At 32.8% G+C, this 24215-nt stretch carries 27 protein-coding genes; 7 read left to right on the forward strand and 20 right to left on the reverse strand.

Translation table 11 applies throughout. The annotated features are described in order from the left end of the window. Positions 1-37 precede the first annotated feature (37 nt). The 8 genes from ABS916_RS08985 to ABS916_RS09020 all read right to left on the reverse strand — a co-directional run bounded on the left by ABS916_RS08985 (position 38) and on the right by ABS916_RS09020 (position 8805). Entirely contained in the window at positions 38-1135 is a 1098-nt protein-coding gene (locus tag ABS916_RS08985; RefSeq protein ID WP_350451592.1) for a DUF871 domain-containing protein, read from the reverse strand. Positions 1136-1160: 25 nt separating this feature from the next. Continuing rightward, positions 1161-2288 carry a GNAT family N-acetyltransferase gene (locus ABS916_RS08990; RefSeq protein WP_350451567.1) on the reverse strand — a complete coding sequence of 376 codons (1128 nt, stop codon included), beginning with the start codon at positions 2286-2288 and terminating at the stop codon, positions 1161-1163. 92 nt (positions 2289-2380) lie between these two features. Beyond that, positions 2381-3541, reverse strand: a complete 1161-nt coding sequence (locus ABS916_RS08995) for an ROK family transcriptional regulator (RefSeq protein ID WP_350451568.1) — start codon at positions 3539-3541, stop codon at positions 2381-2383. A 326-nt stretch (positions 3542-3867) separates the two neighbouring features. Beyond that, on the reverse strand, positions 3868-5346 hold the full coding sequence (locus ABS916_RS09000; RefSeq protein WP_350451569.1) for a carbon starvation CstA family protein: 1479 nt from the start codon (positions 5344-5346) through the stop codon (positions 3868-3870). 164 nt (positions 5347-5510) lie between these two features. After that, positions 5511-6236, reverse strand: coding sequence for a LytTR family transcriptional regulator DNA-binding domain-containing protein (locus tag ABS916_RS09005; RefSeq protein WP_350451570.1), 726 nt, complete (start codon positions 6234-6236; stop codon positions 5511-5513). A gap of 2 nt (positions 6237-6238) precedes the next feature. Next, positions 6239-7987, reverse strand: coding sequence for a LytS/YhcK type 5TM receptor domain-containing protein (locus ABS916_RS09010; RefSeq protein WP_350451571.1), 1749 nt, complete (start codon positions 7985-7987; stop codon positions 6239-6241). 113 nt (positions 7988-8100) lie between these two features. Beyond that, positions 8101-8313, reverse strand: a complete 213-nt coding sequence (locus ABS916_RS09015) for a helix-turn-helix domain-containing protein (protein WP_350451572.1) — start codon at positions 8311-8313, stop codon at positions 8101-8103. A 15-nt stretch (positions 8314-8328) separates the two neighbouring features. Then, the gene (locus tag ABS916_RS09020) at positions 8329-8805 is read right to left on the reverse strand and encodes a DUF2975 domain-containing protein (protein ID WP_350451573.1); all 477 of its coding nucleotides are present in this window, start codon (positions 8803-8805) and stop codon (positions 8329-8331) included. Positions 8806-9117: 312 nt separating this feature from the next. Here ABS916_RS09020 and ABS916_RS09025 point away from each other — a divergent pair, with 312 nt between their 5' ends. Next, positions 9118-9489, forward strand: coding sequence for an iron chaperone (locus ABS916_RS09025; protein WP_350451574.1), 372 nt, complete (start codon positions 9118-9120; stop codon positions 9487-9489). Positions 9490-9612: 123 nt separating this feature from the next. On the opposite strand, the gene ABS916_RS09030 is transcribed toward ABS916_RS09025, so the two are convergent. Next, positions 9613-10155: a DUF5067 domain-containing protein gene (locus ABS916_RS09030; protein ID WP_350451575.1), complete on the reverse strand. Its 543-nt coding sequence runs from the start codon at positions 10153-10155 to the stop codon at positions 9613-9615. A gap of 251 nt (positions 10156-10406) precedes the next feature. On the opposite strand from ABS916_RS09030, the gene ABS916_RS09035 reads away from it, so the two are divergent. Beyond that, positions 10407-10958, forward strand: coding sequence for a helix-turn-helix domain-containing protein (locus ABS916_RS09035; protein WP_350451576.1), 552 nt, complete (start codon positions 10407-10409; stop codon positions 10956-10958). Positions 10959-10975: 17 nt separating this feature from the next. On the opposite strand, the gene ABS916_RS09040 is transcribed toward ABS916_RS09035, so the two are convergent. Beyond that, positions 10976-11455, reverse strand: a complete 480-nt coding sequence (locus tag ABS916_RS09040) for a DUF5626 family protein (RefSeq protein ID WP_350451577.1) — start codon at positions 11453-11455, stop codon at positions 10976-10978. A gap of 141 nt (positions 11456-11596) precedes the next feature. Here ABS916_RS09040 and ABS916_RS09045 point away from each other — a divergent pair, with 141 nt between their 5' ends. Continuing rightward, complete coding sequence (locus tag ABS916_RS09045) at positions 11597-11788, forward strand: hypothetical protein (RefSeq protein WP_035020500.1); 192 nt, start codon at positions 11597-11599, stop codon at positions 11786-11788. 425 nt (positions 11789-12213) lie between these two features. Here the strand turns inward: ABS916_RS09045 and ABS916_RS09050 are convergent, their stop codons facing one another. The 6 genes from ABS916_RS09050 to chvE all read right to left on the reverse strand — a co-directional run bounded on the left by ABS916_RS09050 (position 12214) and on the right by chvE (position 17412). Then, positions 12214-12384 (reverse strand): hypothetical protein, encoded by a 171-nt coding sequence (locus ABS916_RS09050; protein WP_350451578.1) that lies wholly within the window; start codon positions 12382-12384, stop codon positions 12214-12216. Positions 12385-12739: 355 nt separating this feature from the next. Beyond that, a complete protein-coding gene (locus ABS916_RS09055; RefSeq protein ID WP_350451593.1) occupies positions 12740-12862 on the reverse strand; it encodes a GntR family transcriptional regulator in 123 nt (40 codons plus the stop codon). Positions 12863-13172: 310 nt separating this feature from the next. Further along, entirely contained in the window at positions 13173-13490 is a 318-nt protein-coding gene (locus ABS916_RS09060; RefSeq protein WP_350451579.1) for a PTS sugar transporter subunit IIB, read from the reverse strand. A gap of 27 nt (positions 13491-13517) precedes the next feature. Next, positions 13518-14735: a multiple monosaccharide ABC transporter permease gene (gene mmsB / locus ABS916_RS09065; protein ID WP_502880597.1), complete on the reverse strand. Its 1218-nt coding sequence runs from the start codon at positions 14733-14735 to the stop codon at positions 13518-13520. Then, the gene (gene mmsA / locus ABS916_RS09070) at positions 14736-16265 is read right to left on the reverse strand and encodes a multiple monosaccharide ABC transporter ATP-binding protein (RefSeq protein ID WP_350451580.1); all 1530 of its coding nucleotides are present in this window, start codon (positions 16263-16265) and stop codon (positions 14736-14738) included. A 64-nt stretch (positions 16266-16329) separates the two neighbouring features. Then, positions 16330-17412, reverse strand: a complete 1083-nt coding sequence (gene chvE, locus ABS916_RS09075) for a multiple monosaccharide ABC transporter substrate-binding protein (protein ID WP_350451595.1) — start codon at positions 17410-17412, stop codon at positions 16330-16332. A gap of 652 nt (positions 17413-18064) precedes the next feature. Here chvE and ABS916_RS09080 point away from each other — a divergent pair. Both ABS916_RS09080 and ABS916_RS09085 read left to right on the forward strand, forming a co-directional pair. Then, entirely contained in the window at positions 18065-18946 is an 882-nt protein-coding gene (locus ABS916_RS09080; protein ID WP_350451581.1) for a coiled-coil domain-containing protein, read from the forward strand. Between the two features lie 532 nt (positions 18947-19478). Beyond that, positions 19479-20309 carry a hypothetical protein gene (locus tag ABS916_RS09085; RefSeq protein WP_350451582.1) on the forward strand — a complete coding sequence of 277 codons (831 nt, stop codon included), beginning with the start codon at positions 19479-19481 and terminating at the stop codon, positions 20307-20309. Positions 20310-20406: 97 nt separating this feature from the next. On the opposite strand, the gene ABS916_RS09090 is transcribed toward ABS916_RS09085, so the two are convergent. Together ABS916_RS09090 and ABS916_RS09095 are read right to left on the reverse strand one after the other, a co-directional pair. Then, positions 20407-21291 (reverse strand): SDR family oxidoreductase, encoded by an 885-nt coding sequence (locus ABS916_RS09090; RefSeq protein WP_350451583.1) that lies wholly within the window; start codon positions 21289-21291, stop codon positions 20407-20409. A 116-nt stretch (positions 21292-21407) separates the two neighbouring features. Next, positions 21408-22022: an HAD-IA family hydrolase gene (locus ABS916_RS09095; RefSeq protein ID WP_350451584.1), complete on the reverse strand. Its 615-nt coding sequence runs from the start codon at positions 22020-22022 to the stop codon at positions 21408-21410. Between the two features lie 121 nt (positions 22023-22143). On the opposite strand from ABS916_RS09095, the gene ABS916_RS09100 reads away from it, so the two are divergent. Next, positions 22144-22578, forward strand: coding sequence for a GNAT family N-acetyltransferase (locus tag ABS916_RS09100; protein ID WP_350451585.1), 435 nt, complete (start codon positions 22144-22146; stop codon positions 22576-22578). Between the two features lie 15 nt (positions 22579-22593). Here ABS916_RS09100 and ABS916_RS09105 read toward each other — a convergent pair whose 3' ends face one another. Both ABS916_RS09105 and ABS916_RS09110 read right to left on the reverse strand, forming a co-directional pair. Then, complete coding sequence (locus tag ABS916_RS09105) at positions 22594-23052, reverse strand: NUDIX hydrolase (protein ID WP_350451586.1); 459 nt, start codon at positions 23050-23052, stop codon at positions 22594-22596. Positions 23053-23090: 38 nt separating this feature from the next. Next, on the reverse strand, positions 23091-23711 hold the full coding sequence (locus ABS916_RS09110; RefSeq protein ID WP_350451587.1) for a histidine phosphatase family protein: 621 nt from the start codon (positions 23709-23711) through the stop codon (positions 23091-23093). A gap of 243 nt (positions 23712-23954) precedes the next feature. Here ABS916_RS09110 and ABS916_RS09115 point away from each other — a divergent pair. Continuing rightward, on the forward strand, positions 23955-24215 hold a 261-nt coding region (locus ABS916_RS09115), incomplete at its 3' end, for a hypothetical protein (protein ID WP_350451588.1).

Here is a 24215-nt window from a genome sequence, read left to right on the forward strand (position 1 = left end):
TCTTTTAATGGTTACTTTAAAATAATAAGTCCTTTAACTAACTTTTGGGTATAGTTTGGAATTTAAATTTTTGCCATGGCTTAATCAAGTCCAATAATACCATTTCGCTTTCTACTACTCGCCCAACGACATTTGATTTACCAGAATTTTTCATTGGCAATCGTGCTAATTGCAACTCTCCGGCATAGCGTTCATAAAGCGAACTTTCAATAATAATATCCCCCCTTTCAATAATACTTGGTGTATTAAATACCGGAAAATCAAAATTGCTATAATTAACGCGGCTTTGTGTTGAACGAATGACATAATCCGACACATCTCCACGGTTGAAATGAAATTCTTCCAACACAATTTTCCGTTCTATTTCTGGAATATCTTCAACCAATTCAACATTTAAGGTCAATTGGTATGGATCAATTGTACTTAATGCTTTTAATTCCTCTTCAGAAGCAAAAGCATTGCCAATAATCACATCATCGATCACATCTGTTGCCCAAAGATGTTTGGCTTGAACAGCTATCGGCCACTCACGATGCATTTCTAATGTACACAATCCTTCACTGACTGGCCAAGGACCGATAGTGGCTTTTTGTGAACTAACAAAAGCCGCTGTTCGAATGCCTTTGTTTTTGTATTGCTTAGAGGTTTCTATAAAATGTTCATAACCTAGACCGGTGTAACGATGCGGATAAAAGTTATGACAACCTAATAAGTTCTCCGCATTAGCCTGATAGCTCAAAATATTTTCCAAATAACGAGTACCATTACTAATATTCAATTCTATTTTTAACCCTTGTGGATTAAATGTCATAATCGATTCTTCATTCCCTGTAAAGCCCAAGTCTAGACGAATTCCATCTGCTCCAATTTCTTTAAAAAATGTCAAATCGTCGTAACTGATGCCAAGATTGCTAAAGACAGAAGGACTGACATCAACAATTACTTCCATGCCATACTTCTTGGCAAAGCTGATCATTTCAGCGAACTCATCCAGGACGGTTTGTTTATCTCCTTCAACGGATAACAAGCAACTAAAAATACGCTTAAATCCATAGCTAGAAGCTAGTTTTATATATTCTTTAATATCTGCTAAATTACTGTGATTTGGGTAAACTGAAATCCCTAATTTTCTCATCAATCATCGTCTCCTTTTTCTCAATTTAAAAATAATCATAAAAACTTGGATACTCTTTTGGCAGAGCTTCATCCCATTGTTTAATGGTCTTATCCGATCCCTCTGCCTCTTTACGGAAAACATACCAATCTAGCGAATGGTAACCAACCATCAAGGCAGATAGTTTTCCAATATCCATTGTTAACGTTTCTTCATTTTTTGGTGTTTTAACAATCGTTACTTGTCCTTCTTGCTCAATTTTAAAGATTTGATTGTTCCATTCTGCTTGCTTATCTTGAACATTCAGATATAGCGGATCATCGATTTGTTCAAAAGGATAAGAACATAAGAAACGTTCCACATCAATAATTCGAATCATTTTATCTTGTACAATTTGCTGTTGAAACTGTGGGTTTAAAAAAGCGGTTCCAAACGACTCTTGATTTGAAGCTTCTCCAATAATTTTTTCAACTTCTGCTGTATGTGATTGAATGAATTGCCACAGATTCTGTTGGCTTTCATAATTTATGGCATTAAAATCTAACAGTTCCAATGTTAAGTTTTGAATGGTATAACGAATATATCCCATAACCTTTCCTAATTCATCTGTATATACTGCAAAGGAAGTACCAGATGTGCGACGCAACAAGCGTTGCCACCAATCATCTTCTCGAATCATTCGCCCATTTTGAGCAGCGATTTGTTCATTGTAAAATGTTTTTATCTTACTGAACCAATGATCAAAATTTGGATCTAATTCATCAATTCGATGAATTCTTCCTGGTGTTTTTCCTGAGGGAACCAATTGCTGAGCCGGCAATTCATACTCCACTTTATCAAAAAATAATTCCCAGCCGAAATGACGATAAAACGAAACAGAAAAAGGACTTAATACCGATAATAGTTGTCCTCTTTCACGCATTGTCTCCAATGAACGTAGTAGCACTTGCTTCATAATGCCTGCATTTCGGTATTCAGGATACGTTGACACAAAACCAATTCCACCCATATTATAAGGAACTCCGAAAACAGTCATCTGAAGCGGTAAAATAATTAATTGCGAAACGAGTTCTTTCTGATCAAAAGCTCCTTGAATGGTACTGACATTGACCCAATGCATAAAATCCTCTAATCGCTTGCCTTCATATGCTGGACGAAAACAATAATTTTTCAATTTGAGGACTTTTTTTTAATCGTTTGATTGAACGATTTGATAAGTAACCATTTTATACCTCCAGTATTTACAGTTTCTTTTAATAAGCTAGTTTAGAATAACTTCGTCAATAATAGTGCTGCTGCTCCTAAAACGGTTGCATCATCTCCTACTCTAGACAATGTGATCAATGTATTCTTCCTTGCTTTTTCTGTTAACGCTCGTTGTTGAATAGTGGCCATGATACTGGGCATCAAAAACTCATGACTTTTCATCACACCTCCACCGAGAACAATTTTTTCTGGATTCACAGAATGAATCAAGTTAACAATACCAATTCCAATCAAGGTTCCTGTTTCTTCTAATATTTTTTGATACGCTTTTTGTCCACTTAAAGCGTATTCATAAACTTTCTCTCCAGTCAGGTCGTCTGGTGCATCTACTAGTTGTTTTTTTGCTCTGCGAACAATCGCATCCCCAGTTACAAACGTTTCAAAACAACCCTGATTGCCACAACTGCACTTTTCTCCATCTAAGGAAATCGTCATATGTCCAATTTCACCTGCAATGTCTTGTGCTCCATAACGTAATTTTCCATCTTCAATAATTCCAGAACCAACTCCACGACCAATGTTGATAACTGCAAAAGACTTCAATGTCCCGTAATTGCCAAACCAATATTCTCCCAATGCCATTGCCCGCGAATTGTTTTCAACGATTACTTGAAGATCAAAGATGTCTTCCAAAACCTCTTTTATCTGAACGTTTCTCAAGCCAGAATTAGCTGAGTATAAAGAGGTTCCTGTAGCGACTTCCACTACCCCATGCATTGCAATACCGATGCCGGTTACTTTACTACTCTCAGTTCCCAATTCCTTAATAACGAGTTGAATGGCTTGAATCAGTATAGCTAAAAAACTATCGATAGTCGTATGTGGTTGAATCGGCAACTCTGAACGCACTAAAATTGTTCCGACTAAATCGCTCACACATGCTTTTATTGAATCAGAACCAGCGTCTACTCCAATTACATAATGTTCATTTCTATTCAACAACAACATAGTTGGTTTTCTCCCACCTTGAGATGCTCCTAAAATACTTTCTTCCACTAACTGCTCATCCATTAGTTCTTTCACAATACTACTGACAGTTGGTGGTGTGATTCCTGTGAGCTTTGCAATCTCAGCTCTGGATATCGGTTCACACTGTCTAATTTTATTTAAAATTGTTGATTTATTAACGGACTTCATCAGTTTAAACGTCCCTCGAACCATCTCTTCCCACCTTTACAATAAAATCCAACCATTTTTATTCAACTTAATTAATTTAATTAACTAAGTGAATAAAAAAAAATATTTTACATTGAATGCTTCTTCAAAATTTCTAATTCTATTGTTATTATTTGTCTCTACATTGTATATAAAGCAAATTTTGTGCCAACACTTTTACTAGTGAAAACGTTGTTATAAGTGAGTTTTAACATTTACACAAGTCAAAACAAAAAATACACACTGGATTTAGTGTGTATTTTTTGTGCTGATTTTATTTAGTGGTATTTATATTTTTTATAGTCTAAACATTTTTTTCACACCTAAATTTATTAATTATGTGATGAAAATGTACCTATTGGTAATTGATCGTTCAATAATTCATCTGATGGATCTAAATCTCTTTTTTGCTTTTTACCCGTTTCCCAATAAAGAACTATTATACCAAGTGTTAAGATTGTACTTAAGATATACGTTAATGTGCTCAATCCCATTCCTAAGCCAATTGGTTCACTAAATATATAAACCACACAAGCATAGAGCATGAAGATACCAGGAAGAAGCGTTACAAAGTAATTTTTATTTTTTAAATACAAATAACGTGTTGAGACTAATAGAGAGATTACTGCTGTAACTTGATTTGCCCAGTTGAAATATCTCCATAAAATATTAAAATCAACTTGCGTTAGAATTAATGAAATAATATATAAAGGAATGGTTACCATCAATACTTTTTTCAGTGTATCTTGTTTAATATGCAAGTAATCTGCTGTTATTGTCCGTAAACTTCTAAATGCAGAAAGTCCTGAAGAAATCGGCAACACAATTACTCCTATAATCGCAACTGTCCCAAACACACTGCCTAGTAGCATGTAAGATACTTGGTTGACTACAAGTGAAGGCGTTCCATTATTGATCATTTGGCTGAGCGTTTGTCCGTTAAATAACGACATAGAAGCTGCTGCCCATATCATCGCAATTACACCTTCAGCAATCATCATGCCATAAAAAGTAAAGCGACCTTCTTTTTCATTTTTAGATGTTCTAGAAACCATTGGTGCTTGTGTAGCATGGAAACCAGATAAAGCTCCACAAGAAATGGTAAAGAACAAAGCAGGAAAAATTGGTGTACCTTCTGGATTAAAATTTTGCATCGTGCCTGGTGTTAAGTTCGGAATAGTATGTCCACCAAAAATTAAACTTAATCCAATAGCTAGTGTACTGATAATCAAAATAGCACCAAAATAAGGGTAAACAGCTCCCATCGCTTTATCGATTGGCAAAATAGTCGAGATTAGGTAATAAACAAAAATCAATCCAATAATTACTCCTAATGTTAACCAATCGGGAGTAATACTTTCAATCAAGTTAGCCGGTGAAGTAACGAAAACAGTACCTACTAACATCAAAAGCAGCATAGAAAAAATATTAACGACATGTTTTACTGGTTTTCCTAAGTATTTGCTGGCTAATTCTGGCAAATGGGCGCCGTCATTTCGTAAAGAAATCATACCCAGCATATAGTCATGTACTGCCCCTCCTAGAATACAACCCACGATTATCCAAATATAAGCCACTGGTCCATAAAGCGCTCCCATTATCGGACCAAAAATAGGTCCCGTTCCTGCAATATTTAATAATTGAATAATAGCATTTTTTGATTTAGACATCGGAATAAAATCATATCCGTCCCTTAACGCTTCTGCAGGAGTTGTACGATCTGGATCAATCCCAAAATTCTTTTCAATATACTTTCCATAAACAAAATACCCTAAAATTAATAACGCAATACCACCCAACAATGTAATCATGCTACTCTGCCTCCTTATAGTATTAAATAAAAAAGTTACCACTTTTTTTAATAGCTCTACTGTACTATAAAAAATGAGGCTTAAGATTCAATTCAAGCTGACATAGCAAAACTGCAGGCTAACATGCTCGCCTGCAGTTCTCAAATTCATTCAATTAATGAGCACTACAGCCCTACTTCTTCTTTAAATTGCTTCATATAGTGTCTGCTCACAGGAATATTTGCTTGATTGCTCATCGTAACAAGAAATGTGTGGTTAAACCACGGTTGTATTTCTAAAATTTCTTTCACATTAAGTAAATAAGAACGATGCACACGCAAAAAGGCATGTCCTTTTACTTTTTCTTCATAGGCATTTAAGGGTTCATTTGTTATGTAGTCTTTCTCAATTGTATAAATAGTTGTGATGCCATTTTCCACAGCAATTGCAATGATGTCGTCGATTTTCACGATATAAATACGTTCATCCATTTGAATGGGAATCGTCTTCAAGCATTCTGACCTATTCTTTTGCAAATGAATGTGTTCTTTTTGATAACTAACCCACGCCTTTTGTACAGCATCCTGAATTCGAGGCAATTCAAATGGCTTTAAGACATAGTCCGTTGCATTTAATTCAAATGCTTTGATCGCATATTCATCATAAGCTGTCGCAAAAATAATCATAGGAGGATTTTTTAATTGATTGATTTTATTCGCTAACGTTAATCCACTTTCACTAGTCAAATGAATATCTAAAAAGAGTAAATCAATTTCATGTAGCAGCATTTTTTCTAAAGCTTCTTCAATAGATTCCGATTCAACAATAGACGTAACCCCTTCGCAGCGTTCCAATAAATAGGCTAACTCATTTCTAGCTAAAGGTTCATCATCCACTATTAAGATATGCATGACTATCCCTCCTTTCCTTGATATGGTATCTTACAAGAAACAATGGTTCCTTGCTTTGAAGACTCGAAGTTCAGTTTTGCTTTTTCTCCAAATAGACTGATTAAGCGTTTATTTAAATTTTCTAAAGCTGATCCGGTTCCTTTTTCAGATGAAACACTTTCTTTGCCTAATTTTCCAAGCCTATCCTCTTCTATCCCATACCCATTGTCTTGTACACTTATGAGAATGTCCTGATCCATCTTATTAACCGTTACTTGGACTAAATTATCCACTTTCCGGTTTTTAAATGCATGTTTAAAGGCATTTTCTACCAATATCTGAATCACAAATGGAGGCAACAAAATGTTCTTCAAGCCATTTTCTATGTTCATTTCGACATGGTAGCGGTCTGGAAAGCGCGCTTGTTCCAACTTCATATAAGCTTCTACTTGAAGGAGTTCTTTTTCTAAAGGAATCACATTCGTTCTGGCACCTTGCAAATTAGATCGGAAAAAGGTACTCAACTGCAGCAACATTTCACGAGCTTTCTCACTATCTACTCGAATCAATGCAGAAATAGTATTGATGGTATTAAAGAAAAAGTGCGGATTTACTTGAGCTTGTAGCGATTTAATCTCTGCATCTTGTAAGAGCTGACTTTGTAATTCCATTTCTCCAAGCTCAATCTGGCTGGAAAATATAGTTGCTAGCCCTTCTGCTAATTGTCTTTCTACAAAGGTCAACTTTGAAGCATCAGTAAAATATAACTTTAGTGTTCCAACCGTTTCTTCTTTGATTTTTAACGGAATAACGATTGCTGCTTCTAATGGGCAGCCAGGATGATCGCACCCAATTTCTTCATGGGAATGTGCTTCTTTGATTACTCCCGTTCGCAAAACTTCTTTAGATAAGTTGGTCACTATTTTTTTTGACGGAAAATGATGATCACTAGCTGCTCCAACATGTGCCAAAATGCTATCTTTGTTGGTTATACTGACGGCAGAAACTTTAATTAACTTTTGAATGATTTTTGCTGCTTCTGTACAAGATTCTACATTCATTCCTGAACGAAAGTAAGGCATCGTTTCATTAGCTAATTGAAAAACGTCATGTGTTTGGACAGCTCTTGTTTGTTCTTCTTGCCGCAATGTTGAATCAATAATCGATAAGAAAATTCCCGTACCAATACTATTCGTCAATATCATTGGCAACACAATAAACTGCACTAGGTCTATTGACTCTTGAAATCGTGTACTTAGAAAAATGATGCTGATCATTTGAATGGCTTCCATTGCTGCACCAATAGCAAGACCCTCTCCAACTTTTGGATAAGCATTTTTTCGAATAGATTTCAACCCATATAATCCGGAAAATAAGCCAACTAAAATTGAAGTAATCACATAGATATAAGCATCCATTCCGCCTTGAAGATAGCGTATAATACCTGAAATAATACCCACACTCACACCTATTATCGGCCCTCCTATCATACCTGCAACACCAATCGTTAATACACGGGTATTCGCCAAAGAAGAATGAGGTGATAAATCAGAAAACGGTTGATCAATCATAATTTGATTGCCTCGAATTTCTATCCCTGTAAAGTTAGAAATGATAGCAAATATTCCGAACACTATAATCAACTGAACCATCGTACTTACTTTTCTTCGATTTCCTAAAAGGTTTTTAAAATAAGGGATATTCATTAATATATATGCCAAAATAATAATTAATCCGCCACGTTCAAGCATTAAAATAAATAAGTTGAACATCTTTTCACTTCCTATAGTTTGATGCCTTTAGTTTACCTTACAAAAACTAGTTATGCACACAAATAAATAGAGCTCTACATCACTTGATGCAAAGCTCTGGTGTCTTATTTATTTTATTGTTCATCACTTTTATATTCTAAAATATCTCCTGGCTGGCAATCTAATGCTTTGCAGATTGCCTCTAACGTTGAAAATCGAATGGCTTTCGCTTTCCCATTTTTCAATATAGAAAGATTCGCCATCGTAATACCTACTTGATTTGAAAGTTCTGTTACGCTCATCTTGCGTTTGGCTAACATCACATCAATATTAATTATAATTGCCATATTACTCACCTCAGATCAGACTATTAAATCATTTTCTTTTTTTATATCAATGGCTTCTTGTAAAAGTCTTTGAAGAACTGCTGCAAATACTGTGATAACAAACGATGCAAAGACTGGAACCATTCCGACTAAAACAAGCCCAGGTGCATCATCCATTTGAGCTACACCAAAAACAAATGGTAGCATCACAACATATAAACCACAGATTATTAAAGCACAAAACTTGATATTTTTAAGGGCTTTAACAGATAGATCAGAGAACGCTTGGTTCCTATCAATATGATTTAACAGGTTAAAAGCTTGATATAAAGCAATAAAAAACGGTATGGCAGATACATACATACCAATTACAATAGGATAGAGTAACTGATCATAATCCGGATTAGCCGGATTTCTCATTAACCAAATAAATCCAACTATACTCAAAGCAAGAACAGGAAGACCGATTAAAATTAACGCTGCTTTTAAAAAAAATGTTGTCCCTCGTTTCATAATTAAAACCTCCCTTACTTAGTATAACTATTATTTTAGCATCTGATTTATCGTTTAACAATAAATAAATATCATTTTAAGATATATTTAAGTTATTTAACATTTTTTTAATATGTCAAACTAGTAGATTTTTTTATAAATGACTACTAGTTTCAAGTAATCAGCAGCTCATATTAGAAATTTGACTCTTTCGATTGTAAAATATATAGTTAAAATAAGAATTAGGTAAGCGGTATTCATCTTAAATTATTTTCACATAATAATTACTCGGAACAATAATTCTAAACGATAGTTATTTTAGGAGGGATAAGCATGGAAGCTTTTTCAGATTATTTATCAAAAATTGATAACGTTGAACATCGAGATCGAACAGAAGAAGTACTTAACTGGGTAGCAACGACTTTCCCAAGTTTGAAACCAAGAGTGGCATGGAATCAGCCTATGTTTACCGATCATGAGACATTTATTATTGGATTTAGTGTAGCTAAACAACATATGTCTGTTGCTCCTGAAAAGGCAGGGATACGTCAATTTTCTAACGAAATTGTACAAGCAGGCTATAATCCCACTAAAGAAATTTTTCGTATCCAGTGGAACAGTCCGATAGATTTCGCATTACTTGAAAAAATAATCGAATTCAATATTTCAGATAAAGTAGATTGTTCAACTTTTTGGCGTAAATAAAACCTCCTAGAAATTTTCTAGGAGGTTTTTACTTGTTTTCAAACCATCTACCCATAGTTATTAAGCACATAGCCTTACCAAGAATAGCTAAAATGTGAAGTTGATTCATTCTAAAATAATCAATTATTCTAAGTTTAATATTTTTTCTCCCATTACATACTTATCTAGTAAAGACATCATGGTTAATTTAACTGGGTTAGTATTTTTTAATTTTAAGGAATAAATAAATTCAACGGTTTCTCCAGGATCAACCTCTGACACCTTATTGCCTAATGTATGGCTATATTTGCTATCCTTAGCAGTTTTTTCTGAAATAACTGCTTGTTCTTCTAAAAAGACCTCTTCTTGTTCCACCGTTTGACTAACAGTAAAATACCAAAAATCTTGTATGGGGATCCTTTTTTCATCAGTAAGATTGGTATATTCAGCTAATAGCAAAAGGCTTGGATTTCCTTCTTTATCATCCCTTACTTCGTAAGAAAGAAATTTAATCGTTGCATCAAGTGTGACTAATTCATCATCCTTATAATAGGGCACGATAAGTTCTTCTATACTTTCAGACTCTTGGGAACTCGTACTCGAGGAACTCTCATTTGAAGTTTTACATGCCGTTACACTTATCAACGCTAACGCTACTAATAAAACAAATTTAAATTTACTTTTCATATTTACCTCTCCTCATTTTAAATTTATACCTATACACTTTTTTGTTAAATGAATAATAAAATAAGATAAATACTGTTTATAATTATACTATTCAGAAAATGACTACTGACTCAACTATTTGCCTAAATAACCTGTAGTAGGAAATAGAAAAGCTTATCTTAATCACTCTATTTTTCTCCTTTATCTTCTATGTAAACCAATAGGTGCTAAAAGCAACCAATAGTTGATAGTCAACAACCGTTATTTTCGGTATGATAGAAGAAAATATTCAAGAAGGAGAACGACATATGGCCTTAGGAGAACGCTTGAAAGAAAGTAGAGTTAACAAAGGATTTTCGCAAGGAGATGTTGCTGAACATTTACAAATCTCTAGACAATCTATTTCAAAATGGGAAACCGGGAATGGTTATCCAGATTTAGACAATTTAGTTAAACTAAGTGTGTATTATGAAGTTTCGATTGACGATTTGCTTAAAGAAAATCAAAAACTTAAGAATAAAATCCATGAAAATGAAATTAAAATTGAAGAAAACCACCAAAAATTAGATTTTATTCGTGGATTTGTTGAAAAAGATGAAGGACTACTATTGTTAACTATTGCTTTTATTGGGTGTTTGATTCCTCCATTAGGTCTTCTTGTGGCTCCAGTTGTGATCAAACGAAATAAAAAAACAAACACACTGTATAAGTTTGTTTACCTAGCGTGTGTTTGTTGTCTATTTGTTAATCTATTTGCTATTTACAGTGTTGTTGGAGACTACTTAGGATGGGGAACAACCACTGTTGAATACCTTGGCGAATAAACAAAAACCTTGTTTAATTAATACGTAACAGCAATGCTGCTTCCGGATAGTTTAGCTCTTAAATTTATAGAAGATTCTAGACCTAACAGTGTTCGTTTTAAATAATAAGTAGCTTGCGTAGAACTATCGACTTTTAAAAGCAAACTTTTAAAGCTTCCTGTATAGGCAGTTGCTGAACCAGAGTGTGCTCGAGTAATTTTATTATTGCTTACATCAATTTTATAACTTGCTTTCCATTGTAACGCTCGCTCTTTTGTAATTTTGTATGTACCATTACTCACACTACTCGCTGCTAGTAAAAATTGTGGTTCTTTTTCAACTGTAATAATGTAGCCCTCACCTAGATCATTTTCAACTTCAAACTGCTGCGATCCACCCTGTTTTAAATCATAGATGACAGTGTTCTCAGTTGGAGTTATTGACTCTGCAGCCTGTACCTCTTTAGCACCAAAACAAAAAATAGTAAAACAACCTAAAATAAAGACTAATTTCTTCAAATAAATCCCTCCAGATAGTTTTTTAATAACAACTATAATATAACAGATATAATTGTAATAATTAACCTTTTTTTTAATGATTATTCCTATATCATTTATGTTAAATTCAGTCAAAAGTCAATCTAAATAGGAGGTTTTAGTTTGAGTATCTATAGACTACAAGTAGTAGGCATCATTCTTTTAGATATCGGATGTTTACTCTACCTATTTATATTCCTGCATGATTCACCTCTATCTGCATTAGGTATTAAAGAATGGAGCAGTTTAGTGTTTATACTGATTTTTTCAGTCTATGCAACGATTAGCACCTTCAAAGAAATTACTGAAGAGTAGCTATTTTAAATAGGATTAATCTAATAACAAAAATATAATGGCAAGTTTGAGAGAATGGAGTAATCAAATGGAAATACTATTATATATACTGATATTTCTTATTAGTTATTCCTTATTATGTACGGTAATAGCTTTATTAGTTGCGCTATACAAGACACCTAGATACAAAGTATCTTTTAAAAAATCCTACAAAGAAACATTTTTGTTCTTTTTGTTCGAATTATTTGATCCATTTAATTATTTTTAAATAGATCAAATAAATGTAACTCAGAATCCATTATTACTTTGCATCTTTTCATTTAGGTAAAAATTTAAAATTGCTCATAAAATCAGTAAATACCAGATGAAAAAATGCTTCATCTGGTAGTATGCTATCCATTCTTTTTATATGTACTATTCTGATCTGTTACTTTCAGTTAAGATAGTTATTTATTGTATTTTTTTAGTTCTTGGCTGATTTCACTCAAGTACTTATTTCGTTCTTTTGTTAATTTTATAAATTTTAGTACAGTGTAGATAAAAAAAATAAAAACGACCGGCCAAAATGCAATAATCACTATTCCATAAACTTGAAAAAGAAAATCTGAAAATTCCATAAAAATCCCTCCTGTACTAGATAAATAATAATTTAAAAAGACTATCTGATCATTTCTATTATAGAGAACTAAAAAGACGTAAAATTGCATTCGTTATTTTAATTATACTTTAAATAAACTAAAAAAGTTATCAATTTCTAACTATCTTCTTAACAATTACAGTCTTTTAATGATTTAAAAACCTCGTTTAATTCATTTAACCCATCAACTTCGAAAGAGAAAATCTATCTTGATACTCTTCATTAATTAAGAGTGAATCTTTCTTTAATCCTTCAATTTCAAAACCCATTTTTTGATAGAGATTTAGCGCTGCTTCATTGGTCTTTAAAACTGTCAGTTCTAGTCGATGAATCTGCTATCCTTCGTTTACTACGTCTGAAATAGACTGTCGTACAGTATGCCTACTAACACTAAACTTATCTTTTAGTTCAGACTCTGAAGGTATTTTACTATCTATAGCGTACTTTCCATCTAGAATAAGTTGCTTTTATTTATTTTTTTCATTATATACTTTGGTTCACTTGCCATAGTATCAATTTCCTTCGATCTTGTACGTACATATATAGTCTAGGAAGTCTTATACGGTTACAATACTACACCTATTTTTATTATTTAGTACTTTATAAAATAGAACTTCAATTAAGAAACAAAAATCTATTCTAAGATTAAATAATTACAGATAAAAAATAGGCAGTCAACTTTTTCAGTTGACTGCCTATTCTAGTTATTTAAAAGATACCTCTATCGATTAAAAGTATCTTTGACAGATTTTTTAATTCTGCCTATCTTTATTGAATCATCGTCTTTAACTTATTATAAATAGCTTGCGCATTCAATATCTCATAATCTTCATTATCTATTAATCTATAAGGCACCTTTTTATAATTGAGCAATTCTTCTAATCTTGATATTTCATATTGGGATTGGGGACCCATTAATAAAGCATCAATTTTTTGTTCTTTTAAAATGCTCTCTACAACAATCGCAGGTGCAGAATAAATATGGTAATCTTTACCTTCATCTTCTATAAGCTTTTGAATCTTTTTTACAAGTAATCCTGTAGTTATACCTGCTGTACAGATAAGAAGTATTGTTTTATTTTCCAAAAGTCATCCACTCCTAATCCTTATTTATTAAGTTGCTTTTCTTTTTCTACTGTAAACATCAAACGCAACTGCAAGTAATAATATTAACCCTTTAATAGCTTGTTGCCAGTCAATTCCAATTCCCATAATGGACATTCCGTTATTCAAAATCCCCATAATTAATCCACCTATAACTGCTCCAAGAATTGTACCAATACCACCGGATGCAGATGCTCCTCCTATATATACCGCCGCAATAGCATCTAATTCAAAACCATTACCAGCATTAGGAGTAGCTGCATTTAAACGAGAAGCTACTAGTAAACCAGCTAGTGCAGAAAGAACTCCCATATTAACAAAGATCCAAAAAGTTAGTTTCTTTGTCTTAACACCTGATAATTCAGCAGCTTTCCGATTTCCTCCTATAGCGTAAATCTGTCTTCCAAGAGTAGTTTTGGTTGTTAAAAAACCGTAAATCATAATTAAAATTGCTAAAAGAATTAATATAACTGGGTATCCTTTATATGAAGCCAATACAGTAGTTAGCAACATGATTGAAACAAACATAATTAACACTTTAGTAATAAACCATACTGTAGATTCTACTTCAAATAAATTATCTTTTTTTCTTTTACGTGCTTTCCACATATTCCAAACTGCAAGTAAGGATAGAACCAATCCTATCAATATAGAGGTTATATGCAATTCGCCTCCGCCAATAAAATCAGGAATGTAACCAGAACTTAATTTAGTAAAAAATGTTGGAAAAGGCGCCAGAGTGGTTCCGCCAAGAATAACCTGAGTAAGTCCTCTAAAGGAGAGCAAACCTGCGAGTGTAACAATAAATGCAGGAATACCGATATAGGAAACCCAAAAGCCGTTCCAAGCTCCTATTAATCCACCAATTAATAAAGAAACCACGATAGCCATCATCGGATGCCATTGCCATTGAACCATCATTACAGCAGAAGCGGCTCCTACAAAAGCTACTACCGATCCTACTGATAAATCTACATCTCCTAATAGAATAACTAGTAACATTCCTATAGCTAAAACTAATACATGGCTATTTTGCAATATCAAGTTAGTAATATTTAATGGTTTCCAAAGGATACCATCTGTTAAAATTTGAAATGCAATTAAGATAGCGATCAAAATAAAAATCATACTGTATTTACTAAGAATATCCAACACAATGTCTTTAGCTGTTTTTTTCTCTTTATTACTTTCTGGTGATAGTACTTTTTTTTCACTTGTCTCTTCCATTTAAATCATTGCCTCCTCAGCAGTCATCAGTTTCATTAAATCTTCTTGTGTAGCTCCTTCTTTAGAAATATCACCTGTAAAGCGACCTTCATTCATTGTATAAATTCGGTCGCACATTCCTAATATCTCAGGTAATTCTGATGAAATAATACAAATCGCTTTTCCAGCTCTAGCCATCTGTTCAATAATAGAATAGATTTCAAATTTTGCTCCTACATCAATCCCACGGGTAGGTTCATCAAGAAAAAGAACATCCGGCTCAGACATCAACCATTTACCTAGGACAACTTTTTGCTGATTTCCTCCACTTAAACTTCCTACATTTTGATAAATATCTTTTGTTTTAATTCTCATGTTATCTCTGTATTTCTCTGCTTCAATGATTTCTTTTTCTTTATCAATGACACCTTTATTCGAAATTTTAGATAAACTTGCTAATGTAACATTTTCTTTAATATCTTGTAGTAAGTTCAATCCATAGTTTTTTCTATCTTCCGAAAGATAAGCAATACGATTTTTAATGGCGTCGGATACATTATTAATCTTAATTTCCTTATCATCTTTTATAATTTGTCCACTAATATTAGAACCATAAGATTTTCCGAAAACACTCATAGCAAATTCTGTTCTTCCTGCTCCCATCAATCCCGCAATACCGACAATTTCTCCAGATTTAATATGAAAATCAAGATTATTATTCACTTTTCTTGTTCTATCAAGTGGATGGTAGACATTCCAATTTTTTACTTCAAATATTTTATTTCCTATTTTAGGTTCTCTATCAGGATATCTATTCGTAAGATCTCTACCAACCATCCCTTTAATAATTCGATTTTCATCAATTTGTTCATTTGACAAAGTCTCAATAGACTTTCCATCCCGGATAATAGTTACATTATCTGCAATAGCTGTTATTTCATTTAATTTATGAGAAATTATAATTGATGTTATCCCTTGCTTCTTAAATTCTTTGATAAGCTCCAAAAGATTTGCACTATCGTCTTCGTTTAAAGCTGCTGTAGGCTCATCTAGTATCAATAACTGTACATTCTTAGAGAAGGCCTTAGCTATTTCAACTAACTGTTGTTGCCCAACTCCCAACTGCGTAACTAAAGCATTAGGTGAAATGGTTAACCCAACTATATTTAATAAATTAGATGCTTTCTTTTCTGTTATATTCCAATCAATAATTCCTTTCTTTGACTGTTCATTTCCCAGAAAAATGTTTTCTTTCACTGATAAGAATGGAATAAGTGCCAATTCTTGATGAATGATCACAATCCCTTTTTGTTCACTATCGGATATTGATTTAAATTGGCAAACTTCACCTTTATAAACAATATCTCCAGAGTAATCTCCAAAAGGATAAACACCGCTAAGAATTTTCATGAGAGTAGATTTTCCTGCTCCATTTTCTCCGCATAAAGCATGAACTTCCCCTTTTTTTATTTTTAGACTAACGTTATCTAGGGCTTTAACTCCCGAAAAGTTTTTAGTGATATTTTTCATTTCCAATATAATATCTGACATATAATCCCTCCTAAACTTACATAGAGTTTCTCAAAAACGAATAACTTAGAGTTTAAATGTTTTATTATTCATTAATTTCTGCTTCTGTATAGTAGTCACTATCAATCAAAGCCTCTTTATAGTTTTCAATATCGACTGAAACCGGTTCTACCGTAAAAGTTGGAACAACTTTTGTTCCATTATCATATGTTTCTGTATCATTAACTTCTACTTCTTCATCGTTTACAATGGCTTCTATCATTTCAATCGTTACAGATGCTAATTCTCTAGTATCTTTAAAAATTGTTTGACTTTGTTCACCTGCTACCATAGATTTGATTGCTGGTAAATTAGCATCTTGCCCTGTGATAACAGGTAAAGATAAGTCATCAGAACCATAACCCACACCTTTTAATGATGAGATAATTCCTAAACTAATAGGATCATATGGAGATAAAACAGCATCCAAAGTCTTGTCAGTATAGTTAGCACTCAAAAGGTTATCCATGCGAGACTGTGCAGTTGAACCGTCCCAACGCAACGTTGCAATTTGATTAAATTTAGTTTGTCCACTTGGTACAACTAATTGACCATTATCAAGATAAGGTTTAAACACAGACATTACTCCATCAAAGTTAATAACAGCATTATTATCATCAGGAGATCCGCCAAATAATTCTACATTAAAAGGTCCTTCACCATCTTTTAACCCTAGTGCCTCTTCAATATATGATGCACCTAAAACTCCAACTCCAAAGTTATCAAAAGTTGCATAGTAATCTACATTTTCACTATTCATCAGTAATCTATCGTACGCAATAACTTCAATTCCTTCATCTTTTGCTTTTTGTAATACATCGGTTAGAGCCGAACCATCTACGGAAGCGATTACAAGAACATCCACACCTTTTGTAATCATATTCTCAATTTGGGAAACTTGGTTACCTACAACATCTTCAGCATATTGCAAATCCGTTTTGTACCCTAATTCTTCTAGATTTGTAACCATATTATTCCCGTCGTCAATCCATCGCTCTGCTGATTGTGTTGGCATAGAAATACCGATGTACGCTTTTGAATCATCCGCTTCAGAACTGCCACATGCTGCTAATAGAAAAACTGATAAAAGCCCTACTAAAGTTAAAACCATTTTTTTCATATTCTTTATAGTCATTATTGTTTCTCCTCACTATTTTTTATTTTATATTCTATTATTAAAAATTTCCCCACTATTAAAAATAATACCTTTCTAACTGTACTTAGTTGCTCCACCACCTTTTAAAATTCAAATATGGATTTTAAAATATAATGATTAAACAGTATGTTGCTTTAACAATTTTAGCTTATTATGTCATTATAATTTCTCCTACTTTTTATTTTAATAGCGCTTTCATAAAATAGTATAACTTACTTATACGTACATGTAAACATTTTTAGTAATATTGTACGTATAAATATTTCCGGGACTTCTATGCTAACTTGTTAATACATTAAACAGACATTTGCTTAAACTGAAATTATTCAAACGTGCTACATCCATTAGTCTTTATCTTCTTTTTTTCGTTCAAATTTTAGCGAATAGATCTTTTTAGAAAAAGCGGTTTTAAAATTTTATGGAAAAGTTTAAGTATTCAACTATTGATAAAGGAATTTTTAATTCTGTCCCCTGTGTGGCAGAAATACTAGAAAAATCTATTTCTTTTAAAACCTTAAATTTAAAGTTGGCTTTTATTTATTGAGATTCTTACTCTCTTAAGTCATAATAGACTCGAAAGATGCTTTTATTGTTTTTAACTAAACTGTACATAGGAGTGGATGTAATGATAGAAAAATATGAAGCCTCACAAGCAAAATTAAAATCGTTATTAAAAAAAGAGGAAAGTTCAAAAATAAGATTTGAAGAAAATACTATACGATATGAATCTGCAAAAGCAAACTTTGATAAAGAAAGCGAAGATATCGAAAAATTACAAACTGAATCGTTGTCTACTTTCTTGAAACGGTTAATTGGAAATTACGAAAAAAGATTAGATAAAGAAATGCAAGAACAACTGACAGCCAAAATGGAATTAGATTTGTCTTTAGCTTTAATGTTAGAATCTAGAGAAGATTTAGCTAATGTTCAATCAACTATTAACCAGACCACTGCTGAACTCAATCAGTTAAAAGAACTTTTATACCAACAAGATAGTGATTTTCGTGAAAAAATTAGTACTGAAGAACTTAAACGTGCTCAACTTAAACAAGAATTGATTGAACTTGAAGAAGCCTCTGCAGCCGGAGAAAGAGTCTTGAATGGAATAGATTTTGCCTTAGAAGACTTAGATTCAGCTGATTCTTTTTCAACATGGGATATGTTTACAGACAGTAGTTTTATCGTCGATATGATGAAATACAATAAAATTGATAAAGCTGAAGCCAAAATGAATCAACTAGAACAGCTCCTAGGACGCTATACTAAGGAATTAAAAGATGTTTCTTTAGATACTTACCTTAGCTATGAAAAATTTAGCAGTATGGGTAAAACTTTCGACATTTTCTTTGATAATATTTTTTCTGATTGGGATACCAAAGATAAAATTGGGCGAAATATTGAAATGCTTGAAAACCTCGGAACAACTATTAAAGAACTGCAGATTAAACTTGAAGCTAATAAAGAAGAGATTCAAAAACAAATCGAAGAGTCTGAAATTTTATATTAAAAAAATCGACAACACGCCAATAAGATTCTAAAAAAACACGTCATTTATTTTAAATGGCGTGTTTTTTTAGAATCTATATTTTTTTGTTTGATTAGGCTTTATTTTTCCATCTTTGCAACTTTAAACACAATATATATGCCTAAATAAGCAGCTATAAGTTCACCTAGGAATATAAAAATTAAATAACTATCGCTCCCCTCATTTCATCAGGATTAGGTATTAAATTTCCAAATAAGAAACTAACAATAGTATTAATAACGTACAAAAATACAATCATCAAAGTACATTTAGTAACTGAAATGGCTACTGATTTCATAAAAATAGTCTCCTTAATTTATGTTTTCGATAGATGTAGCATCACATTAAATAACTCCATATATAGGATTTTGAATACTTATTTATAACATACGATGTATCTTTAAGTAAACAATGACTTACACTTAGTCGCTCTGTCTTCAGTATACATAAAACAAGTTAGTTTACCTTAAATATAGAAAACGTTATCCTTAAACTAACTAAAGGAGGACTTTATATGAAGAAAAAGACAATTCCCCAATTTTTAATAATAGGATTATGTGGAATAATGTTGATAGGATGTTCCAACAATGATGAACCAACTGGTACGTCATCATCTACTACGGAATCAGAAGAGGTAGAAAGTACGGACACTACTAACAGCGAAAGTAGTTCAGCAGTTTCCGAAACAAGTAGCGAAGAAACAGCTAGTTCTTCTACTGATCAAGAAAGTCAAGAAACACCTTCAAACGAACCTAATGATATATCTTCTGAATTTAAAATGATTCCCGAGCTTGTCTTATTACCAACAACTTTTCCAACCACTGAACCTTCTTCAGTTACAGCGAATCTAATAACCAATGAAGGAGATAACTATACCGTTAGTTATACGGATGTCCAAGGAGAATTAGCCGAAGTGACCGGAACAGTTTATGAAAATCCGGCTTCAGCAAGTGAAGAATTGGGTACTTTCTTAAATGGAAAATCAGTAGAACCACACGAGGAAGGCAGCTCCGATTTGGGCTATGGGATTACTGGATATGGAGAAGGCGCTGCTGGGACTCAGCAATTTAGTTGGCAAGAAGGAAACTGGTTGTTTTCTATCCGTTCTGTCAGCGAAGATCAAATGGATAATCCTGGAATAGCAAAAAAAATAGTAGCATATTTAGAAGAGCATTATCTTCCAGCTCCTAAAGATCAAGGTATCGTTTATATACAATACCCCCAAGGTGGAGAAGAAGTTAACGTAGATATTCGTTGGCAAAAGAATAACATCATCTACCAACTGAAAACTACTAGAGTCCCATTAGATGCTTTAGAAATGGTATTTTCGATGAATCGATCATAAATTCAAACCATTATCTTTACCAAACAAAGAATCATTCACTGTACGATAAAAAGCAAAAAAAAAGAATTGCCACCTAGAGGCAATTCTTTTTTTTTGCTTACAATTTATCTTTTATCTTGTTTACAATCCCTTTTGTTGGTGTTGTAGCCGGCTCAATATCTATTGATTTTTGGACCATTTCGTGTCTTTCACCTAGATTTTCATCGGTCTTTTTATCCCATAGTTCTTTTTGTCTCTTTTGAACCATAGATCCCATTGCTTTAGGAATCACATTTCGATAGTCATTTGTTTCTCCAGTTAGTACTTTAATGGATTCTTTAATAACTTCTTCGGGATCAAATTGTTCGTAAGGAAATGCTAATTGCTCATAATCAAACAGACGCTCTTCTGGATTATCTCTCCAAGTTCTCCATGCTTCGAATTCTCGATCATTGAATCCCGTTAAGAATGGTCCAGGATTGATAGTTGCCACTTGCACATTAAACTCTTGAAGTTCTTTACTTAACGATTCCGCAAAGGCTTCTAATGTGAATTTTGATCCGCCATAAGGGCCTGATATTGGGTCTGCCATTAATCCTGAAACAGAAGACATAAATACAATTTTTCCTCGTTGTTTCTTTGCCATTGTCTTAGCTATTTTTTGGGTCAATAACATTGGTCCAAATACATTTACTTCAAATTGACGGCGCAATTGTTCTTCTGGTATATCTACCAGTGATCCACCTTCTGAAATTCCTGCATTATTCAAAAGGACATCAACATCCCAAGTCCACGCTCTTTCTCTATCTGCTGGATTGGTTACATCCAATTTCTCAACTTGTATCTCAATTTTCTTTTCTTCAGCTTCATTTAACAATGCGGATACTTCAGACATTGTTTCGACTCCGGCGATAACTTTTTTCCCTTGTTCAGCCAGACCAAAAGCAATACCTTTTCCAAATCCTGTTCCTGCACCTGTAATCAAATACGTTTCTTGTACCATATACTATTCCTCCTAAAAGATTTAATAGATTGGTTAACTCATTAAGAAGTATAACGGTACAGGGAAACCTTTTTCCAATGATACGCATTCTACCTTACAATTTATGTTAAAAAAACTTAAATAATAGAATACAATTTTTTAAAGTGATCAATTGTGTAATCAGCATATTCATTTTTTCCTTTTTTCTCGTTAAAATAACAAGCACTGATTCCAGCGTTTTTTGCAGCTAGTAAATCTAGCTCTCGGTCTCCAATCATTAGTGCTTCATCAGGATGAATAGTGTGCTCATTGATTAGATAATTTAGTGCATCAGGGTTTGGTTTTCTTTCAAATCCTTGATCAAACGTAATAAAATCAGAAAAATAATCATATAATCCATATTTTTTTAACAATACTACTGCAGACTTTCCTCTATGAGTGTACAAATAATTTTTTCTATTCGTTGAATGGATATATTTACAGATATCTTCAATGTCTTCAAACGGTTTAGCTAATTCAATTCCTTTAGTTTTCTGTAAAAATTTATAGTCCTCTATAAACTCACTGCTTATTGCATATTTTTTTTCATAGTATATTAAAGCAAATGACATAGACACTTGCATATGTTGTTTGATTTCATCTAACGGCTCTTCTATTCCTTCTTTCTCCAGTAAATCTTTAAAAATTTTTGCCATCACTGGATAAGTATCGAAAAGAGTTCCATCAAAATCCCAAATTACGTGTTTAAACATCTTCCATTTTCCTCCAATGAATAACTTTTCTAATTTTTCTTAAAAATCTTAGTGAGAATACTTCTAATTACATTTGTTATGATAAAATAACCTTACCATTCTTTATGAAAAGAGGACAATTATGATTCGAGTTCGAAATATGCAACTAACTGATGCTGAAGCAATCAACTTAATGAATACGGAGTCTCTAGGATATGACATTTCCATAGAAATGACTAAAACGCAGATGGAAAAGTTACTACTTAACCCCAACCATCATATTTTTTACATTGCTGAGGAGGAAGAATTAGTTGTAGGGTACGTGCATGCGGAATTATATGAAACGCTCTATTCAGAACCTATGCTCAACGTATTGGCTTTGGCAATTAATCAAAACTATCAACAAAGAGGTATTGGAAAACAATTAATGCAAAGAATCGAACAAGTAGCTAATGAGCGTGATTTAGTTGGCGTACGCTTAAATTCTGGAGAAACTAGAACCGGAGCTCATAAGTTTTACGAGTCTATTGGCTATAGTAGTGATAAAAATCAAAAAAGATTCCTGAAGATTATTTAGCAACATCTATTTGAACTAACGATAAAAACCCAATTCTCCAGAATAGTAGTCTTTTATTGCGTCTCTGTGCTGTTGATTGGCTATTTCTGGTAAATTGGTTCTAGAAAAGAAACCTAAGTCTAACGTTTCACTATTTTCGAGAGAAAGGTTGCCTTTAGCTAGTTTAAAAATAAATATTGTTGTAATGGTTTGAGCTTTGTCTCCGTTAGGATAGGTGTCAAAGTAATTGGAATAAATACCTAGCAACGATACAACTTTTACTTGCAAGCCTGTCTCTTCTAGCACTTCTCTGATTGCAGCCTGTTCAACTGATTCACCCTTTTCAACAGCACCACCAGGTAAGCCCCACAATTTTTTATCGCTTCTTAACTGTAGCAAAACTTCATTTTTTTGATTTGTTACGATTCCTCCTGAAAAATTCAAGATAATCTCTTGATTGCCAATATAACTTCTAATCCAAGATATGTAATCCACTCAGTATCTCCTCAATACTACTTTTTATGAGTCCAAATTCATTTAACATGATTCGTCAACATAGGTTCACTCAAACTGATAGTTGTTATTTCGTTATTTTTAAACACATCAATAGACTCTATTTTTATAGAAACTTGATTTTTAAACGTAATTTTTACAATCCAAGGCATTAACCCTTTTATTTTTGAAAAGTCTTCGAAACCAAAATGAGGATTGAAATGATTGATAATTGTACTTAGAGCCGTTCCATGACTCCCAATAACATAATTTGCTTCCGGATGTAACTGTACTAGTTCCATTAATGCCTTTACATTTCTTAATTGAACTTCTCTTAGACATTCTCCATCAGACAATTTATAGTCAAAATCATTCCATTGTTGTTGACTAAAAGTAGTAAAGTCCTCAACCCAACTAGAAATATTGCGTTCCCTAAAGTTATCAATACACGTCACATCAATAGCAAACATTTCAGATAAATTTTTAACTGTATCAACTGCTCTGACATAAGGACTAGAATAGATGTATTGAATATTCTTATCTTTCAAATAATTGGTAACTAACGCACTATCTTGTATGCCTTTTTCAGTTAACGGTCTTAAAAACTCATCATGAACTCTACTATCTGACTCAGCATGCCGAACAAAATAAATGTCTCCCATTTCTTTTCCTCCTATACACTAAATATATGAATACCTTTTTTCTTCTAGTTTTTTAATTAGCATTTCTTTACTCCTTAAACTATTCGTTGTCTTATTGTATCTAATACAAATACAATAAGTTAAAATTAAAGAATGATTAACTTAAGAATATAACATTCTAATGATTTTAGTATATTAATCTTGACCTAAAAGAACAATGTTTTTTAATAAAATTAAATTTCTTGATTGTTTTAATAGATTCTTATGGTAGTACGACTTAGATTTGATCAGTTAGAATGGATTTTTAGTCTGTTAGTCGAATTGAAGCTTGTTATGCTTACTCAAATAGAAAGTTGCTTTGAGTTAATTGAATTAAGACTTGTTACGTCTACTCAAATGAAAAACGCTTCTGAGTTAAACGAATTCAGGCTTGTTGCTTCTACTCAAATGAAAAACACTTCTGAGTTAAACGAATTCAGGCTTGTTGCTTCTACTCAAATGAAAAACACTTTTGAGTTAACCGAA

The organism is Carnobacterium sp. (assembly GCF_040274945.1).
In the GTDB taxonomy this organism is placed as follows: Bacteria; Bacillota; Bacilli; order Lactobacillales; family Carnobacteriaceae; genus Carnobacterium_B.

What these genes read in the sequence shown, in the direction of transcription:
- ABS916_RS09010 (WP_350451571.1), bottom strand. Translation starts at nt 7,987, where the DNA reads ATGTTCAACTTATTTATTTTAATGCTTGAACGTGGCGGATTAATTATT.
- ABS916_RS09085 (WP_350451582.1), top strand. Translation starts at nt 19,479, where the DNA reads ATGAAGAAAAAGACAATTCCCCAATTTTTAATAATAGGATTATGTGGA.
- ABS916_RS09080 (WP_350451581.1), top strand. Translation starts at nt 18,065, where the DNA reads ATGATAGAAAAATATGAAGCCTCACAAGCAAAATTAAAATCGTTATTA.
- ABS916_RS09100 (WP_350451585.1), top strand. Translation starts at nt 22,144, where the DNA reads ATGATTCGAGTTCGAAATATGCAACTAACTGATGCTGAAGCAATCAAC.
- ABS916_RS08985 (WP_350451592.1), bottom strand. Translation starts at nt 1,135, where the DNA reads ATGAGAAAATTAGGGATTTCAGTTTACCCAAATCACAGTAATTTAGCA.
- ABS916_RS09025 (WP_350451574.1), top strand. Translation starts at nt 9,118, where the DNA reads ATGGAAGCTTTTTCAGATTATTTATCAAAAATTGATAACGTTGAACAT.
- ABS916_RS09110 (WP_350451587.1), bottom strand. Translation starts at nt 23,711, where the DNA reads ATGGGAGACATTTATTTTGTTCGGCATGCTGAGTCAGATAGTAGAGTT.
- ABS916_RS08995 (WP_350451568.1), bottom strand. Translation starts at nt 3,541, where the DNA reads ATGGTTCGAGGGACGTTTAAACTGATGAAGTCCGTTAATAAATCAACA.
- ABS916_RS09095 (WP_350451584.1), bottom strand. Translation starts at nt 22,022, where the DNA reads ATGTTTAAACACGTAATTTGGGATTTTGATGGAACTCTTTTCGATACT.
- ABS916_RS09005 (WP_350451570.1), bottom strand. Translation starts at nt 6,236, where the DNA reads ATGCATATCTTAATAGTGGATGATGAACCTTTAGCTAGAAATGAGTTA.
- ABS916_RS09035 (WP_350451576.1), top strand. Translation starts at nt 10,407, where the DNA reads ATGATAGAAGAAAATATTCAAGAAGGAGAACGACATATGGCCTTAGGA.
- mmsB (WP_502880597.1), bottom strand. Translation starts at nt 14,735, where the DNA reads ATGGAAGAGACAAGTGAAAAAAAAGTACTATCACCAGAAAGTAATAAA.
- mmsA (WP_350451580.1), bottom strand. Translation starts at nt 16,265, where the DNA reads ATGTCAGATATTATATTGGAAATGAAAAATATCACTAAAAACTTTTCG.
- ABS916_RS09030 (WP_350451575.1), bottom strand. Translation starts at nt 10,155, where the DNA reads ATGAAAAGTAAATTTAAATTTGTTTTATTAGTAGCGTTAGCGTTGATA.
- ABS916_RS09020 (WP_350451573.1), bottom strand. Translation starts at nt 8,805, where the DNA reads ATGAAACGAGGGACAACATTTTTTTTAAAAGCAGCGTTAATTTTAATC.
- ABS916_RS09000 (WP_350451569.1), bottom strand. Translation starts at nt 5,346, where the DNA reads ATGATTACATTGTTGGGTGGTATTGCGTTATTAATTTTAGGGTATTTT.
- ABS916_RS09015 (WP_350451572.1), bottom strand. Translation starts at nt 8,313, where the DNA reads ATGGCAATTATAATTAATATTGATGTGATGTTAGCCAAACGCAAGATG.
- ABS916_RS09050 (WP_350451578.1), bottom strand. Translation starts at nt 12,384, where the DNA reads ATGGAATTTTCAGATTTTCTTTTTCAAGTTTATGGAATAGTGATTATT.
- ABS916_RS09090 (WP_350451583.1), bottom strand. Translation starts at nt 21,291, where the DNA reads ATGGTACAAGAAACGTATTTGATTACAGGTGCAGGAACAGGATTTGGA.